This is a genomic window from Salirhabdus euzebyi (assembly GCF_014207435.1).
Classification (GTDB): Bacteria; Bacillota; Bacilli; order Bacillales; family Alkalibacillaceae; genus Salirhabdus; species Salirhabdus euzebyi.
Genome location: NZ_JACHGH010000014.1, coordinates 45,038 through 59,027 on the forward strand (window position 1 = coordinate 45,038; position 13,990 = coordinate 59,027).

Annotated in this window: 16 protein-coding genes; 13 read left to right on the plus strand and 3 right to left on the minus strand. The window is 36.0% G+C overall.

Annotation, left to right across the window (positions count from 1 at the left end; translation table 11 throughout):
- Positions 1-9: 9 nt before the first annotated feature.
- On the plus strand, positions 10-492 hold the full coding sequence (coaD, locus tag HNQ94_RS17225) for a pantetheine-phosphate adenylyltransferase (RefSeq protein ID WP_174497481.1): 483 nt from the start codon (positions 10-12) through the stop codon (positions 490-492).
- Between the two features lie 155 nt (positions 493-647).
- On the opposite strand, the gene spoVV is transcribed toward coaD, so the two are convergent.
- Positions 648-1,853, minus strand: a complete 1,206-nt coding sequence (gene spoVV / locus HNQ94_RS17230; protein ID WP_174497482.1) for a dipicolinic acid transporter SpoVV — start codon at positions 1,851-1,853, stop codon at positions 648-650.
- 266 nt (positions 1,854-2,119) lie between these two features.
- Between spoVV and HNQ94_RS17235 the strand changes: the two genes are divergently transcribed.
- Entirely contained in the window at positions 2,120-2,902 is a 783-nt protein-coding gene (locus tag HNQ94_RS17235) for a patatin-like phospholipase family protein (protein WP_174497483.1), read from the plus strand.
- 1 nt (position 2,903) lies between these two features.
- The gene (locus HNQ94_RS17240) at positions 2,904-3,932 is read left to right on the plus strand and encodes a SepM family pheromone-processing serine protease (protein ID WP_174497484.1); all 1,029 of its coding nucleotides are present in this window, start codon (positions 2,904-2,906) and stop codon (positions 3,930-3,932) included.
- A 539-nt stretch (positions 3,933-4,471) separates the two neighbouring features.
- Here HNQ94_RS17240 and HNQ94_RS17245 read toward each other — a convergent pair.
- On the minus strand, positions 4,472-5,686 hold the full coding sequence (locus HNQ94_RS17245) for a nucleotidyltransferase (protein WP_174497485.1): 1,215 nt from the start codon (positions 5,684-5,686) through the stop codon (positions 4,472-4,474).
- A 246-nt stretch (positions 5,687-5,932) separates the two neighbouring features.
- On the opposite strand from HNQ94_RS17245, the gene HNQ94_RS17250 reads away from it, so the two are divergent.
- The 4 genes from HNQ94_RS17250 (at position 5,933) to HNQ94_RS17265 (ending at position 8,346) form a co-directional block, all read left to right on the plus strand.
- The gene (locus tag HNQ94_RS17250) at positions 5,933-6,448 is read left to right on the plus strand and encodes a YceD family protein (protein WP_174497486.1); all 516 of its coding nucleotides are present in this window, start codon (positions 5,933-5,935) and stop codon (positions 6,446-6,448) included.
- A gap of 40 nt (positions 6,449-6,488) precedes the next feature.
- A complete protein-coding gene (gene rpmF / locus HNQ94_RS17255; RefSeq protein ID WP_174497487.1) occupies positions 6,489-6,662 on the plus strand; it encodes a 50S ribosomal protein L32 in 174 nt (57 codons plus the stop codon).
- A gap of 366 nt (positions 6,663-7,028) precedes the next feature.
- Entirely contained in the window at positions 7,029-7,796 is a 768-nt protein-coding gene (locus tag HNQ94_RS17260; RefSeq protein ID WP_221452609.1) for an enoyl-CoA hydratase/isomerase family protein, read from the plus strand.
- Between the two features lie 55 nt (positions 7,797-7,851).
- Positions 7,852-8,346, plus strand: coding sequence for an RsfA family transcriptional regulator (locus HNQ94_RS17265; RefSeq protein ID WP_174497488.1), 495 nt, complete (start codon positions 7,852-7,854; stop codon positions 8,344-8,346).
- A gap of 9 nt (positions 8,347-8,355) precedes the next feature.
- On the opposite strand, the gene HNQ94_RS17270 is transcribed toward HNQ94_RS17265, so the two are convergent.
- Positions 8,356-8,850, minus strand: a complete 495-nt coding sequence (locus HNQ94_RS17270; RefSeq protein WP_174497489.1) for an N-acetyltransferase — start codon at positions 8,848-8,850, stop codon at positions 8,356-8,358.
- A gap of 169 nt (positions 8,851-9,019) precedes the next feature.
- On the opposite strand from HNQ94_RS17270, the gene HNQ94_RS17275 reads away from it, so the two are divergent.
- The 6 genes from HNQ94_RS17275 to ftsL all read left to right on the plus strand — a co-directional run bounded on the left by HNQ94_RS17275 (position 9,020) and on the right by ftsL (position 13,984).
- Positions 9,020-9,898 (plus strand): 2-dehydropantoate 2-reductase, encoded by an 879-nt coding sequence (locus HNQ94_RS17275; RefSeq protein WP_174497490.1) that lies wholly within the window; start codon positions 9,020-9,022, stop codon positions 9,896-9,898.
- Positions 9,898-10,278 (plus strand): DUF3397 domain-containing protein, encoded by a 381-nt coding sequence (locus tag HNQ94_RS17280; protein WP_174497491.1) that lies wholly within the window; start codon positions 9,898-9,900, stop codon positions 10,276-10,278. Before HNQ94_RS17275 ends, HNQ94_RS17280 begins: the two co-directional genes overlap by 1 nt.
- A gap of 84 nt (positions 10,279-10,362) precedes the next feature.
- Positions 10,363-11,988: a bacillithiol biosynthesis cysteine-adding enzyme BshC gene (gene bshC / locus HNQ94_RS17285; protein WP_174497492.1), complete on the plus strand. Its 1,626-nt coding sequence runs from the start codon at positions 10,363-10,365 to the stop codon at positions 11,986-11,988.
- A 195-nt stretch (positions 11,989-12,183) separates the two neighbouring features.
- The gene (gene mraZ, locus HNQ94_RS17290) at positions 12,184-12,615 is read left to right on the plus strand and encodes a division/cell wall cluster transcriptional repressor MraZ (protein ID WP_174497493.1); all 432 of its coding nucleotides are present in this window, start codon (positions 12,184-12,186) and stop codon (positions 12,613-12,615) included.
- A 26-nt stretch (positions 12,616-12,641) separates the two neighbouring features.
- Positions 12,642-13,619: a 16S rRNA (cytosine(1402)-N(4))-methyltransferase RsmH gene (rsmH, locus tag HNQ94_RS17295; protein WP_174497494.1), complete on the plus strand. Its 978-nt coding sequence runs from the start codon at positions 12,642-12,644 to the stop codon at positions 13,617-13,619.
- Positions 13,619-13,984: a cell division protein FtsL gene (ftsL, locus tag HNQ94_RS17300; RefSeq protein WP_174497495.1), complete on the plus strand. Its 366-nt coding sequence runs from the start codon at positions 13,619-13,621 to the stop codon at positions 13,982-13,984. The genes rsmH and ftsL overlap by 1 nt, the downstream gene beginning before the upstream one ends.
- Positions 13,985-13,990: the final 6 nt, after the last annotated feature.

Consider the following 13,990-nt stretch of genomic DNA (forward strand, 5'->3'; position numbering starts at 1 on the left):
GGTATTTATATGACAAATAAAGTAATTTGTCCTGGTAGTTTTGATCCTGTTACATATGGCCATTTAGATATCATAGAACGAGCCGCTAAGGTGTTTGATCATGTTACTGTAGCTTTATTTATAAACCAGTCTAAAACGCCTTTATTTACCTTGGAGGAACGTATTTCATTGCTTAATCAAGTTACGGATCACTTGGACAATGTAACGATTGATGCTTGTTCTGGGTTATTAATGGATTATGCGAAGGAGCAAAATGCAACAGCCATTGTAAGAGGTCTACGTGCTGTGAGTGATTTTGAATATGAAATGCAAATTACATCAATGAACAGAAAGCTAAACGAGGATATTGAAACATTTTTTGTCATGACAAAAAATGAGTACTCTTTCTTAAGTTCTAGTATTGTAAAAGAAGTAGCAAAATACCATGCCAGTGTTACGGACCTTGTTCCATCAGTTGTAGAGGAAGCATTAAAAAAGAAGTTTGCAAAATAACAAACAAACGAATATAACACCCTTTACCCTCCGAAAAGTATATGTTAGTAAAGGCGTATTGACTTCTTCTCCAAACACTTCACGCTTTGATGAAAGAAAAAGAGCTGTCGCAAAAGTTATTTTATCACTTTTGGTCAGCTCTTTTTCTATTTCCATTATGTTGTCATACGACGTTTATATAAGGTGATAATCCCGATTAAGATACAAAGCATAGTAAAAATTGGTCCGAAGTGCTGGAAAAATTCCAATATTTCACTCCAAATAGATATACCTTTTGGTTCTCCGCTAACAGGTAGATCCCCTGTTTGAACCGTATTTTGATCAATATATAGTGGCTTGAATAAGATAATCGCTAATACACTAGCAAATACTCCATGTAATAAACGGGCAAAAAAGTAAGGAGCAAAACGAATATCTGTTTCTGCTAAAATACTTGCGACTTGTGCTTGAACGGAAAAGCCATTAAAGCCGAGTACAAAAGAAACTAAAATAACCTGCTGCAGTAAAGTGGCTTGGTCTGTTTGGGCGGTCATTTGAGCTCCTAGTGTAATTTCAAATAATCCTGATATGAAAGGAAGAGCTAATTCATTGGGAAGCCCTAATATTGCAAAAATAAAGTGAAAGATATTCGCGATAAAGGGTGTAATGTTAACGAGAAATAATAACTTATTCATAACAGAAAAGATAATAATAAATCCGCCAATCATCATTAACGTTTGAATGGAATTAACTACTGCATCCCCAAATATCTTTCCAAAAGGACGTTGATCACTAATTCTCGTAATGTGTAAAACATGAAAGGCTCTCCGAATCGAAAACCTAGGTCTTTTCGTTTTGGAATTAAATTCGTTTTTCCCGTAAAATCTCATACAAATTCCTACAAAAAAATTCCCAACATAATGACAAGCAGCAAGAAGTATACCTAACTTCGGATCATGAAAAAATCCTACCGAAATGGCCCCAATAATAAATAGTGGATTTGAGGCATTAGTAAAGGATACAAGTCTTTCTGCCTCAATTTTGGAAATTTGCCTCTCTTGTCTTAATCTTGCAGTCAATTTAGCTCCAGAAGGATAACCACTAGCCATTCCCATCGCCCAAACAAATCCACCAGCTCCTGGAACATTAAATAAAGGTCTCATAAATGGTTCACATAAAATACCAAAGAATTTAACAACGCCAAAAGCAATTAATAGCTCAGACGTAATAAAAAATGGTAAAAGGGAGGGAAAAACAATTTCCCACCATAAATCTAGTCCCCGTAGGGATGCTTCTAACGCATCTTTTGGAAACTGAATTAATGCTACACCTAGAAATATAACGCCTGATGCAAGCAGTAAAGATTTAAATTTTCCATTCATCTAGCAGATCCTCCTGCCCTCGTGATTGTTATGAAAAAATAATGTTTAGTTCTTAATGGTGTATGTTAATCCCAAACATTCTCCGTTTCGAGGGGAAATTAAGGTATATTGAGATTATCTGTACGAATAGATGTTTAGATAGTAAAATGTTGTTTAGGAAAAACCCCCTTTTTCCATCGTACAAGCATGCTACTATACCACTATACGCTCATGAATGTTTTTGTTATGCATAAATATGTTAAAAAAGAGTTGGAAGGGGTATGGTAATGGGGAGGCCAACAGTAGGTCTAGCGCTTGGTTCTGGTGGGGCTAGAGGATTTTCCCATTTAGGCGTAATAAAAGTTTTGGAAAAAAACAATATACCGATTGACTATATAGCAGGAAGTAGTATGGGTGCATTGATTGGGGCATTATATGGAGCTGGTCAAAAGATAGATCATTTGTATCAACTTGCAAAGGTTTTTAAAAGAAAATATTTTTTTGATGTTGGTGTCCCAAAAATGGGACTTGTCCAAGGAAACAGAATTACTGAATATGTTCGTTTGTTTACATATGGCAAGAAACTAGAAGATTTCATCATCCCTGTCGCCATAATTGCAACAGAATTAAAAACGGGTAAAAAGGTTATTTTTAAAGAAGGGGATGCTGCTGATGCTGTAAGGGCGAGCATTTCCATCCCAGGAATATTTGTGCCAAAAACTATTCAAAGTCAATTGTTAATTGATGGTGGTGTAATCGATCGAGTTCCTGTCTCTACAGTGCGTGATATGGGGGCTGACATTATTATTGCAGTAGATTGTGCGCATTATAAGCCTAATGCGGAAATACAATCAATATATGATGTCATTATTCAAAGTATTGATATTATGCAGGATGAAATCGTAAAAAAAACAGTGATGGATGCAGATATATTATTGCAACCGGATGTTTCCGAATATAGTTCCATGGCCTTTACTAATATTCCAGATATAATTACAGAAGGGGAAAAAGAGACAGATAGTCAAATAGACAAAATTTTAAAGCTTGTGAATGACTGGAAGGAGAAATAAAATGAAACAACGCATAACCCAACTAATCTTTGCAACTTTAGTCCTTATAGCAATAATCTTTTTAACAACTTATAAATTGCCCTACTATATTTATCAACCAGGGAATGCGTCCCCTCTTAACCCGATGATTGACATAGAGGGGAGTCAAAATAGTAAAGGAGATATGCATCTTGTAACGGTTAGAGGCGGTCAAGCTACACCAATCTATTATTTATGGGCCAAACTAAAGCCGTTTTATCAAATATATCCACTAGAAGAAATAAGACCTGAAGGAATTAGTCAAGAAGAATATAACCATATTCAAATTGAATATATGGAATCATCTCAGGATCAAGCTATAGCTGTTGCTTTTAAGGCAGCAAATAAAGAAGTGCAATATGAGTTTGACGGGGTTTTTGTCTCTTATGTTGATGATGAAATGCCTGCAGCACAGGTTTTACAAGGTGGGGACGAAATTCTTTCTGTAGATGGTCAGTTAGTAGAACAAACTGAGGATTTATCTCAATATGTTGGTTCATTGGATGTAAATGAAACGGTACATTTAACCTTGCTTAGAAATGGTAGTGAGGTAGAAGTAGATGTTGGATTAGCTACATTTCCTGAAAATCCTGACAAAGTTGGGATGGGAGTAGGACTTGTAACGAAGAGAAATGTCGTTACAGAACCTGAAGTAATATTTAACAGCGGTGAAATAGGTGGACCAAGTGCCGGATTAATGTTTAGTTTAGAAATATTCGATCGTATTACTCCGGTAGATTATACGAAGGGGTACCAAATTTGTGGAACAGGGACTATTGATGGTGATGGAATCGTTGGAAGAATCGGTGGGATTGATAAAAAAGTAGTTGCTTCTGATCAGGATGGCTGTGATGTGTTTTTTGCACCTAATGAAGAAGGGGCTATTGAATCCAATTATAGTGTAGCTTCTCAGACTGCTAAAGAAATTGAAACAGATATGGTTGTAGTACCAATAGATACATTTGATGAGGCAGTAGATTACTTAGAAAAGCTTCAACCAAAATCAGCCTAAAAGAAAACCCCTGCATCTGTATGGACCAGATGGCAGGGGTTTTGACTTTAATTAAGGTTCTTTTCGAAAAGATTATTTGTTTCGCATTTGATAGAAAATGAGACTTAACTTTTACAGGAATTGCTCTTTGAAGCAGCTGGGTGCTAAACGGCCGCTCCGGCAGAATACTTCGCGCACCTTAGGGCACGGCCTCAGCCTCCTCGCGGAAAAGCACCGCTGGCGGGGTCTTCAGACACGTGCTGTCCCGCTGGAGTCTTCGTATTCGGCCTACGCTAGTAGTAATTTTCTGATTCAAGATTAGTGATAATCATAAAGCCATCTATGAGAGTGCTGTATTTGGCTATATTTCGACTCTGTCCCAATCATTAGTACTTTGAATTAAAACAAGTCATGAAGCACATTTTGAGCGAAGGAATACACGTGGACTCCAGCGCGAGCCGGCTGAAAGCGTAGTGTATTTCCGTAGCGGTAGGAATTACACATATTAAGTTACGTCGCAGTTTAAATAAATAACGCAACAAAGCTTTTAACATGCATGCTTAATTTAAAATGATAGGTGCTTCTATATCTCTGTTTTTTACTCGGGCTCTTTTTTTTGCTTCAACAGCAAGGTAATAACTATGGTTTGCTCTTTCTTCTATCGTCAAATAAGGATGATCAAATTGTTGCAGCTTTGATACGAGAGGGATATCCAAATTCTTTTTTCTCTCATTTATGTACTGACGACCTTTTTCATTCATTCCAAGTATCCTTATATAAGGAATGGACTTTAACATATGAATAGATTCCATTTCTAACTTAGTTGTCATCGTTAGTAAGTGAACAAACATCCGCTGAAGCCTTGTCCACGTATATCTTTTCGTTTTTAAAAGTTCCATCCAATGCTGAAAGGACTCTGCATGATTTACCGTTTTCTTTAAACGGTATTCCAATCCTTCTTCCATTCCATGAATAGTTCGAAGGGTTTCTAAATCTAACGTCCAAACAGTATGCTGTAACAAAGTGAAATAATGCTCCCAATGATGTAGCACACTCGTTTTTTCGAGGTATGTAAGAAAAGCATGATAAGTTGATAAAGGAATGGCGCTTTTCGCTTTTTCACTAAGATTTTTTGAAGAAATGATTTCTCTGCGTATACTTGTTGCACTTGCAATTTGATTTTCAATTTCTTCATCATGGTATTGACTTTTTGTTCGTTGAATAGTCTCAGGCTTGAGGGAAGTTTTTAAATCAAAAATAGATTTTACGTAACTAAACCCTAAAATATTGTTTGGTTGTGAAAGGTTTAGTTCATTTGTCGTTAAATTAATTTGTTCATAAGCTCTACGGCTAGCTTCTGGAAACGATAGGCCTTCTTTAAGCCCTATTTGTAACTGATAAGTAAAATTACCTTCATTCTGCTTAAAGTGGCTGTAAGCGTTATGAAACGGAGTTATGTCGCCCTGTTCACTCCCGAAGCAAACGGTATCGACTTGAAGAGCATCTAAGGTTAAAATGGCACCCTTTGCAAACAAATCAGCATGTTGGACAGCGAAAACATAGGGTAATTCCACGACTAAATCAACGCCAGTTTGAAGAGCCGCTTCTGCTCGATGCCATTTGTCTAAAATAGCAGGTTCTCCTCTTTGCAAAAAATTACCACTCATAACAGCTACCACACAGTCTGCGTTTGTTTTCTTTTTGGATGACTCCAGATGATATACATGTCCATTATGAAATGGATTATATTCCACAATAAGCCCACAAGCTTTCATCTATAGCACTCCTTATAAGTTTCCTTTTATTAGTAATTCAGAAGGAATAGGAGCAAAAAGTCAAGCTTATCCTCCTTTCTTTCTTTTCATTGACGTCTTTTTTTGTTAAAGTTACTAGAGCGGTTAATCTTTGAATTGTTCGTATGCTTCTCTACGTTTTATGGATAGGATTAGACTGTTAAGAAAAAATATTGACAAAACCTTTTTTTCCTTTTAAAATAACTTTTGTTGCCCTGAGGTGATAGGATGAAATTTTCTCTTCAGAAAATACGAACGAAAGCACCATTTCAATTTGAAGAAGATGTGGATGTATCGGAGTTGGAAACGTTAAATAATGATATTCGCCGGATCCCACCAGTTAAGGTGCAAGGCGAGGTGACCATGCGTGGTCAAACGATTACGTTTCAGTTTTCTATTTCCGGTATAATGGTGTTACCATGTGCCAGAACATTGGTAGATGTGGAGTACCCTTTTACAATTGATTCCATTGAAGTGTTTTCGACTTCTCAACATCATCAAGAGGACGAAAACGAAATTCATGAAATTCATGGAGAAGTTCTTGACTTAATGCCTTATATTAAGGAAAATATTTTATTAGAAGTCCCTTTGCAAGTTTTTGCTAGTAATGAAAGCTTGAGTGAAAACAATTTAGATGAAGGTCAAGGATGGCAATTTCTTGATGAAAATAAGGAAACAGAGCAAAAAGTAGATCCAAGACTTGCAAAGTTGAGTCAGTTTTTTGATGAAAAGAAGGATGACTAGGATTGATTTTTGCTTTCTCGTCTTGAAGGAGGTGTAACACATGGCTGTACCAGCTAGAAGAACTTCTAAAAAAGTTAAGCGTCAACGCCGTACTCATAAAAAACTTCATGTACCTGGCATGGTTGAATGTCCAAATTGCGGAGAGTACAAGAAGACTCACCACGTATGTAAAGCATGTGGTCATTACGACGGAAAACAAGTTGTTGAAAAATAAAACATCTTGGCTAGTGTCAGAAAGTTAGCCTTATGTAAACATAAATGGTGAATGGACGTTTGCTTGCAGCGTTTATTCACTTGAACGTCATATAAGGTAACAACAAAAGGATGTCTCATAATGAGGCATCTTTTTTTGGTGGAAGCTTTTGTGTGAATGAAGCAAATAATTGTGAGGATTGCTTTCGTTTTTGTGTGAAGGTAGAGATTAATTGTGATAAAGTCAATAATAATTGAGGATTTAGTGTAATATTGCACGTTTTGAGTCCAACAATCCAACTATTTTAGCGTTACACTTTCTATCTTTTTTTAAAAACAGTAAACCTTATAGAAAATACTATTTCCTATTAAAGAAAAGAGGGAGAACTTGTATAAAACTATTTTATATGACTGGAATGAGAAAGACGGTTACATAACAATCACTTTAAATCGACCAGAAAAACGAAATGCTGTTTCAGGGTTGATGTGTGAGGAACTTGATGAGGCATTGGAAAAAGCAAAAAAAGAAGATTTGAAATTTCTTATTCTTACTGGTGCTGGGGAGAAGGCTTTTTGTTCTGGTGGAGATTTAGAATTTTTTCATGCTGATTTAGATGGGGATGAAGCTGCAGAAAGATTAGGGAAAATGAAGGATCTTTTATATAAGATAGCGACATTTCCTGTTCCAACGATTTGCATGTTAAATAGGGATGCAAGGGGCGGTGGGTGTGAACTTGCTTCCGCTTGCGATTTTCGTTTTGCTGATGAAGATTCTTCTCATGGGTTTGTGCAAGGAAAATTAGGCATTTTACCAGGATGGGGAGGGGGAACACTTCTATACCATCGTATGGATACAGCAAAAGCATATTACTGGCTGACTACATCAGTTATTCATCATGCTTCTACTTTAAAAGATTGGGGCTGGATCCAGCAAACCTATAAGAGAGATAATCCTAGTAGCATAGATGAGCTATTTTCACCGTTTGTGGAGAAAAACGGTAATCAAATGCGTATTTTAAAAAGCCAGTGGCTCAAATCTTTTATAAATATAAAAGCAAAAATGGAAGAAGAGTTAATGCAATGTATGGAACTATGGGGATCCAAAGCGCATAAAGAAGCAGTAAACAGTTTTCTCAAAAAGCAAGGAAAAAAATAGTCTATCACTCCTGTTTCTTGCATAGATTCATAGTAAAAGAAATAGGAGGGATAGAATGGTCCATAACAGACAGGATGCCTGGACAGACGAAGAAGATGTTCTTCTAGCGGAAATTGTCCTTCGATTTATAAGAGAAGGGAAAACACAATTGGAAGCTTTTGAAGAAGTAGCAAAGCAATTGTCTCGTACACCCGCAGCTTGTGGGTTTCGGTGGAATGCTACGGTAAGAAAACAGTATGACAAAGCAATTCAAATGGCAAAAGAGGCAAGACGGAAAAAGGATAAACCAAAAGTGAAAACGGAGAATGTTAGTAATACCCATCAACCATTCGAATTTGATGAAGCTATTGAGCTTCTTAAGAAAATAAAAGAAACGTATGAAACTAGTGCAGTCTCCTATGACATGGTAGATGAACGGATAAAACAAATCTCCCAAGAAAATGAAATATTAAAGAAAAAGATTGAGCGTTATGAAAATGCACTAGAAGAAATTGTGAATCTTTGGAAGGGCGCAGATGCAGATCTTCTGAAATCAAAAAAACAAGGCTGAAGCACGTGTTCAGCCTTGTTTTTTTGATTTTGTATTTTGTTCTTCTACGCCTTCTGGTAGCCAGATTAAAGGGTTTTCCCCTAAGTCTCTTTCCATATCATAATGAACCTTTTGGAAACCCATTTTTTCCCAGAATCCATGAGAATTAATTCTTGGATTTGTTTTGATTGGTAAGCTATATTCCTTCGCAAAATCAACTAGTTTCTTACCAAATCCTTTACCACGATAATCATACATGACTTCTAGCTTCCATAATTCTAAGTAATCTTGAGGTGGTTCAAAATATTGGTCGTACTTTTTACTTACACGATACAAGCTCATTCTAGCAACGAGTGAACTTCCATAATAAATCCCGTAAAATGGGGATTCGCTATCATTTTCAATCATATTACTTTGTAAGTCCTCTAACATTGATAATTCTTGAACTCCATATTCTTTAAAACGTTTAAATTCCTCTAATGTTTTATAGTTAATTAAGAGGCGTTCGACAGATATATTTTCCATAATTAATCCCCCTCATTCCATTACTACACAATTCCATTATAATATAAAAAATAGGTAAACAAAATGAATAATAATTCAAATTTTTCGAAAATATATTATTTTCTACCGAATGTAGGAAGAAATTTGATAAAATTAGCAAATAGACTTTTTATAAAGGTGAGTGTAAATCTTGAATATAGCAATCATTGGGGCTGGATCAACAGGATTGCTCCTAGCAGCGCATTTATCCAATAAACATCAAATAACTTGTTATGTACGTCGACCAGAACAACAAAAGGAAATTTCACAGAGAAGTATTCATTTATATCCTGAAAATGAGCGATATTCAGTTCACGCTGAATTAATAGACCGTATTGACGTGCATGACCTTTATATAATATGTGTTAAACAACCGAACTTATCCGATATTATCAAAACAATTTATAAAAATGTCCCGATTGATAAGCCTTTGTTATTTTTGCAAAATGGAATGGACCATATAGCAAAGCTACATGATGTTAAAAATCCAATTTTAATTGGAGTTTTAGATCATGGTGCTAATCGTGTAAACGACTATACAGTTGAACATACTGGCAAAGGCTCTATTCGAATTGGTGCAAAGAATAAAGAGGATAAAAAATTAGAATCTCTAATAAAATCGTTGCACAGTAATACATTTCCTGTTTTTTGGGAGAACGATTGGTTGCGTATGGTGAAGAAAAAGTTGTGTGTAAATGCTGTTATTAATCCTCTTACAGCACTGTTTAATGTAGTGAATGGGGAAATAGTAGCAAATGACAACATTCGTTTCTTAGCATCTAAACTATGTAAGGAAGCTTGTGAGGTACTACAATTAGATGAGGAAGAAATGTGGGTCTATATAACTGAAGTTGCACAAAAAACAAAAACAAATATATCATCTATGCGTAAGGACGTAATCCATCATGCTAAAACAGAAATAGATGCTATATCAGGTTATTTAGTTAAAGTATCACAAAAGGAAATACCCTATACAAACTTTGTTTATTACGCGATAAAATCGCTTCAAACAGAAAGAGAGGACTACTAGTGATTGACTTTATGACATATATAATTGCCCTCTTTATTACAATACCTATCTTATCTTTTTTTATTATCTTTTTTGTGATGCTAAAACTAACACAGCAAAAGTCCAAAGCGGTTAGACGTGCTGCGGATATGACGACCATTTTACTTTTAATAGCAGTAGCAACAGCTCTAAGAATAACGTTTGGGACCTTTATTTTACCTTGGCTAATCATTTTTCTCATTTTGATGTTCGGAACTATTTTATATTTTCAATGGAAAACCCAAGAGGAAGTATTGTTTTTAAAAGCCTTTAAAAGCTTTTGGAGAGTTTCTTTTTTACTATTTACTTGTGTTTATTTTGTTACGGTCTTTTATGGGATTCTCATTCGAATTATCGCATGATAAAACATATTAGGTGAAAGATAGAGAAGGATTAAGGTACAATGACGACATACATAGCTTAGGAAGTAAAAAGGAGAAGGTTATATGCGAATACAACCTGTTTCATTAGAAGGATTAAGTGGTCTAATAAAAGACTACCGTCAAATAGATGATCGTGCCATGCAATTTTTTGATTATAATCCTTTTGTTCAAAATGGTTTTTATCAACGTTTAGACGAGTTGACGAATAAAACATACGAAAGAAAAAAACTTACGGATGTTTTGTTAGAAAGCAATAAAGGTTGGGGTGCTCCAGCTGCAACTATAGACAATATTAATAGGTTAAAGCAACCAAATAGTGTTGTAGTAGTAGGAGGTCAGCAAGCAGGATTGCTTACTGGTCCAATATATTCCATTCACAAACTAATAAGCATTATTAAGCTCGCAAAAGAGCAGGAAGAAAAACTTGGTGTCCCTGTAGTTCCATTATTTTGGGTTGCAGGTGAAGATCATGATTTTGAGGAAATCAATCATATATCTTTGCCGATAGCTCCACATATGAAAAAATATAAAATTTTACAACGCCAAACAAAGAAAGAATCTGTTTCTCATATGGAACTCGATCAGGAAGAAGCGGTAAAATGGCTTGAAAATATTTTTCGTAATTTAGAAGAAACTTCGTGGACGAAACCCCTTTTAACCAAGTTGACATCGTTAATCGAGCAAAGTAAAACGTTTGTGGACTTTTTTTCTCGAGTTGTTTTTACTCTGTTTGAACAAGAAGGAATTGTTTTGTTGGATTCTGGTGATCCAAAAGTACGTGAACTGGAAAGTGAATTTTTTGTCGAAATGATTCATAAAAGACCGGAGATAGCAGAAGGCGTTCGAAGTGCATTGAATAAGGTTAGCAGCCTTGGCTATTCTGTTGCGTTAGATGCTGAAGTAAATGATGGCCATCTATTTTATCACCTAAACGGAGAAAGAATTCTACTACATGTCGATGAGGGTGGCTCTTGGGTTGGTAAAAATGAAGAATGTAAATTTACAGAGGAAGAGTTAATAAGAGTGGCGAAAGAACAGCCTTCCCTTTTAAGCAATAATGTTGTAACACGTCCACTAATGCAGGAAAAGCTATTACCAGTTTTAGCATTTATTGGTGGACCAGGTGAAATAGCATACTGGTCTGTATTAAAGCCAGCCTTTGAGGTGTTAAACGTAAAGATGCCTCCAGTTGTCCCTCGTCTCTCCTATACGATAGTTGAACCGAAGACGGAGAAAGTACTTAGACAGTTAGCGGTTAGGATAGAGCATGTCATCCAAAATGGTAGTGCTGTGGATAAGCTGTCCTGGTTGAAAGGAAGAACGACTCCACCAGTGGAAGAATTAAGTGATCAAGTGAAGCTAACGATTGAAAAAGCACATAAACCATTAAGGGATATTGCGAAAGGACTACAAGCTGATTTAGGCCAGATGGCAGAAAAAAACTTGCTTAATATCTTAAATGAGCTTGATTACTTAGAACAAAGAATTTCTTATACGATTAAGGAAAAGAATTTTCAAACAATTCAAAAGTTTGATTGGATAGAAGCAACTCTTAAACCAGATGGTGGCTTACAGGAGCGAATGTGGAACGTCGTTTATTGGTTGAATTTATATGGTGAAAACTGGTTAAAAGAGCTTATTGTACAAGAAATAGACTGGGAAGCGGACCACTTTTGTGTTTATATATAATACTTAACCACTTTCCTCCACTTTTATAGAAAATATGTTTAAACCCTTGATATAAAAAGGATTTCTATTTAGTCAAAAAGGAAGATCTACCTAATTCAGGTAGGTCTTTTTTATTATTCCCAAAAATATGAAATTTTTGGTGGTGGAAAGTGGGGGATTGTGGTACACTATATTCAGAAAGTGGGGGCGATGTTCATGTTCATGGGGGAATTTCAACATAATATAGACACAAAAGGCAGAATTATCGTACCTGCCAAGTTCCGAGAAGGACTAGGTAATGAATTTGTCATTACACGTGGTCTTGATAAGTGTTTATTTGCTTACCCCATGAGCGAATGGCGCCATTTAGAAGAAAAACTAAAGAAACTTCCCCTTACAAAAAAAGATGCCCGATCTTTTACACGGTTTTTCTTTTCTGGTGCTGTTGAATGTGAAGTGGACAAACAGGGTAGAATAAACATCCCATCGCCCCTCAGAAAATATGCTGAACTCGACAAGGAATGCGTCGTGATCGGTGTATCAAATAGAATTGAATTATGGTCTCAAGAGAAATGGGATGTTTACTTTGAAGAATCTGAGGAATCTTTTGCCGAAGTTGCAGAGAACATGATGGATTTTGACATTTAACAAAACGGTAAAAGCAGGTGAAAACAATGTTTGAACATTATAGTGTATTAAAAAATGAATCAGTTGAGGGATTAAATATTAAACCTAATGGTACATACGTAGATTGCACGTTAGGAGGCGGAGGACACTCCGAACTAATTGCAAGCTCGCTTAATAGTGAAGGTAAATTAGTTGCATTCGACCAAGATACGCAGGCACTAGAATTTGCGATGAAAAGACTTCATGAATACAAAGATAGGTGTTTGTTTGTTCATGCGAATTTCCAACAACTAAAAGAAAAACTTTTTGAAAACGGAATACATGAAGTAGATGGTATTTTGTTTGATTTAGGTGTTTCATCCCCACAGCTAGATCAATCAGAACGAGGATTTAGCTATCAGCATGATGCGCCGTTGGATATGCGCATGAACCAATCACAAGCCTTATCAGCATTTGAAGTGGTTAATGAATGGGCATACGAAGATTTAGTGAGAATTTTTTTCCAATATGGGGAAGAAAAATTTTCGAAGCAAGTGGCAAGAAAGATTGAACAACGAAGAGAAGAACAACCGATTCAAACAACAGCGGAATTAGTTGATATTATCAAGGATGCTATTCCTGCATTTGCGAGACGAACAGGTGGGCATCCTGCAAAAAGGATATTCCAAGCTGTACGAATTGCTGTTAATAATGAGCTTAATGTTTTCGAGGACGCATTACACCAAGCAGCTGAGGTTGTTGCTATCGGTGGACGTATTTCCGTGATAACCTTTCATTCCCTTGAAGATCGTACGTGTAAAAAGGCAATGAAAAAATGGAGCACACCACCACCTGTACCAAGAAATATTCCAGTAATGCCAGATGTAATTAAACCACCTTTTAAAATGATAACGAAAAAACCAATATTACCTAATGAACATGAGGTAACAGAAAACCGTCGTTCCAGATCTGCAAAACTAAGAATTGTTGAAAAAATCAAACCATGGGAAGAGCAATTCCGTTATACTGAGAGGAGTAATAAATAATGGCTTCCGTTTATGCAAAAAAACTCGAACAATACCAACCACAAGAGCAACGACAAACAAAAGTACAAGTAAAAGTACATAAAAACCCTTGGATTTCAAAAGGGGAAAAACTTGTTTATTCTTTATTTGCAATGTTGACTGTTACTGCTTCCATTTTTATTATTTCTTATTCTTCCACTCTAGATTTAGTTAATCGAGACATTCAAAAAATGGAAACAGATATGGAACAACAACACTTGCAAAATGATACGTTACGTTCTGAGGTGAAGGATTTAAGTAAACCAAGCAGAATTTTGGAAATTGCAAAGGCTAATGGTTTAGACATTAAGAACACAACGGTTGAACAGGCTGATATTGTACGCTAAAGGTGG

What these genes read in the sequence shown, in the direction of transcription:
- mraZ (WP_174497493.1), top strand. Translation starts at nt 12,184, where the DNA reads ATGTTCATGGGGGAATTTCAACATAATATAGACACAAAAGGCAGAATT.
- HNQ94_RS17270 (WP_174497489.1), bottom strand. Translation starts at nt 8,850, where the DNA reads ATGGAAAATATATCTGTCGAACGCCTCTTAATTAACTATAAAACATTA.
- HNQ94_RS17235 (WP_174497483.1), top strand. Translation starts at nt 2,120, where the DNA reads ATGGGGAGGCCAACAGTAGGTCTAGCGCTTGGTTCTGGTGGGGCTAGA.
- coaD (WP_174497481.1), top strand. Translation starts at nt 10, where the DNA reads ATGACAAATAAAGTAATTTGTCCTGGTAGTTTTGATCCTGTTACATAT.
- HNQ94_RS17245 (WP_174497485.1), bottom strand. Translation starts at nt 5,686, where the DNA reads ATGAAAGCTTGTGGGCTTATTGTGGAATATAATCCATTTCATAATGGA.
- ftsL (WP_174497495.1), top strand. Translation starts at nt 13,619, where the DNA reads ATGGCTTCCGTTTATGCAAAAAAACTCGAACAATACCAACCACAAGAG.
- spoVV (WP_174497482.1), bottom strand. Translation starts at nt 1,853, where the DNA reads ATGAATGGAAAATTTAAATCTTTACTGCTTGCATCAGGCGTTATATTT.
- rsmH (WP_174497494.1), top strand. Translation starts at nt 12,642, where the DNA reads ATGTTTGAACATTATAGTGTATTAAAAAATGAATCAGTTGAGGGATTA.
- HNQ94_RS17265 (WP_174497488.1), top strand. Translation starts at nt 7,852, where the DNA reads ATGGTCCATAACAGACAGGATGCCTGGACAGACGAAGAAGATGTTCTT.
- rpmF (WP_174497487.1), top strand. Translation starts at nt 6,489, where the DNA reads ATGGCTGTACCAGCTAGAAGAACTTCTAAAAAAGTTAAGCGTCAACGC.
- HNQ94_RS17240 (WP_174497484.1), top strand. Translation starts at nt 2,904, where the DNA reads ATGAAACAACGCATAACCCAACTAATCTTTGCAACTTTAGTCCTTATA.
- HNQ94_RS17250 (WP_174497486.1), top strand. Translation starts at nt 5,933, where the DNA reads ATGAAATTTTCTCTTCAGAAAATACGAACGAAAGCACCATTTCAATTT.
- bshC (WP_174497492.1), top strand. Translation starts at nt 10,363, where the DNA reads ATGCGAATACAACCTGTTTCATTAGAAGGATTAAGTGGTCTAATAAAA.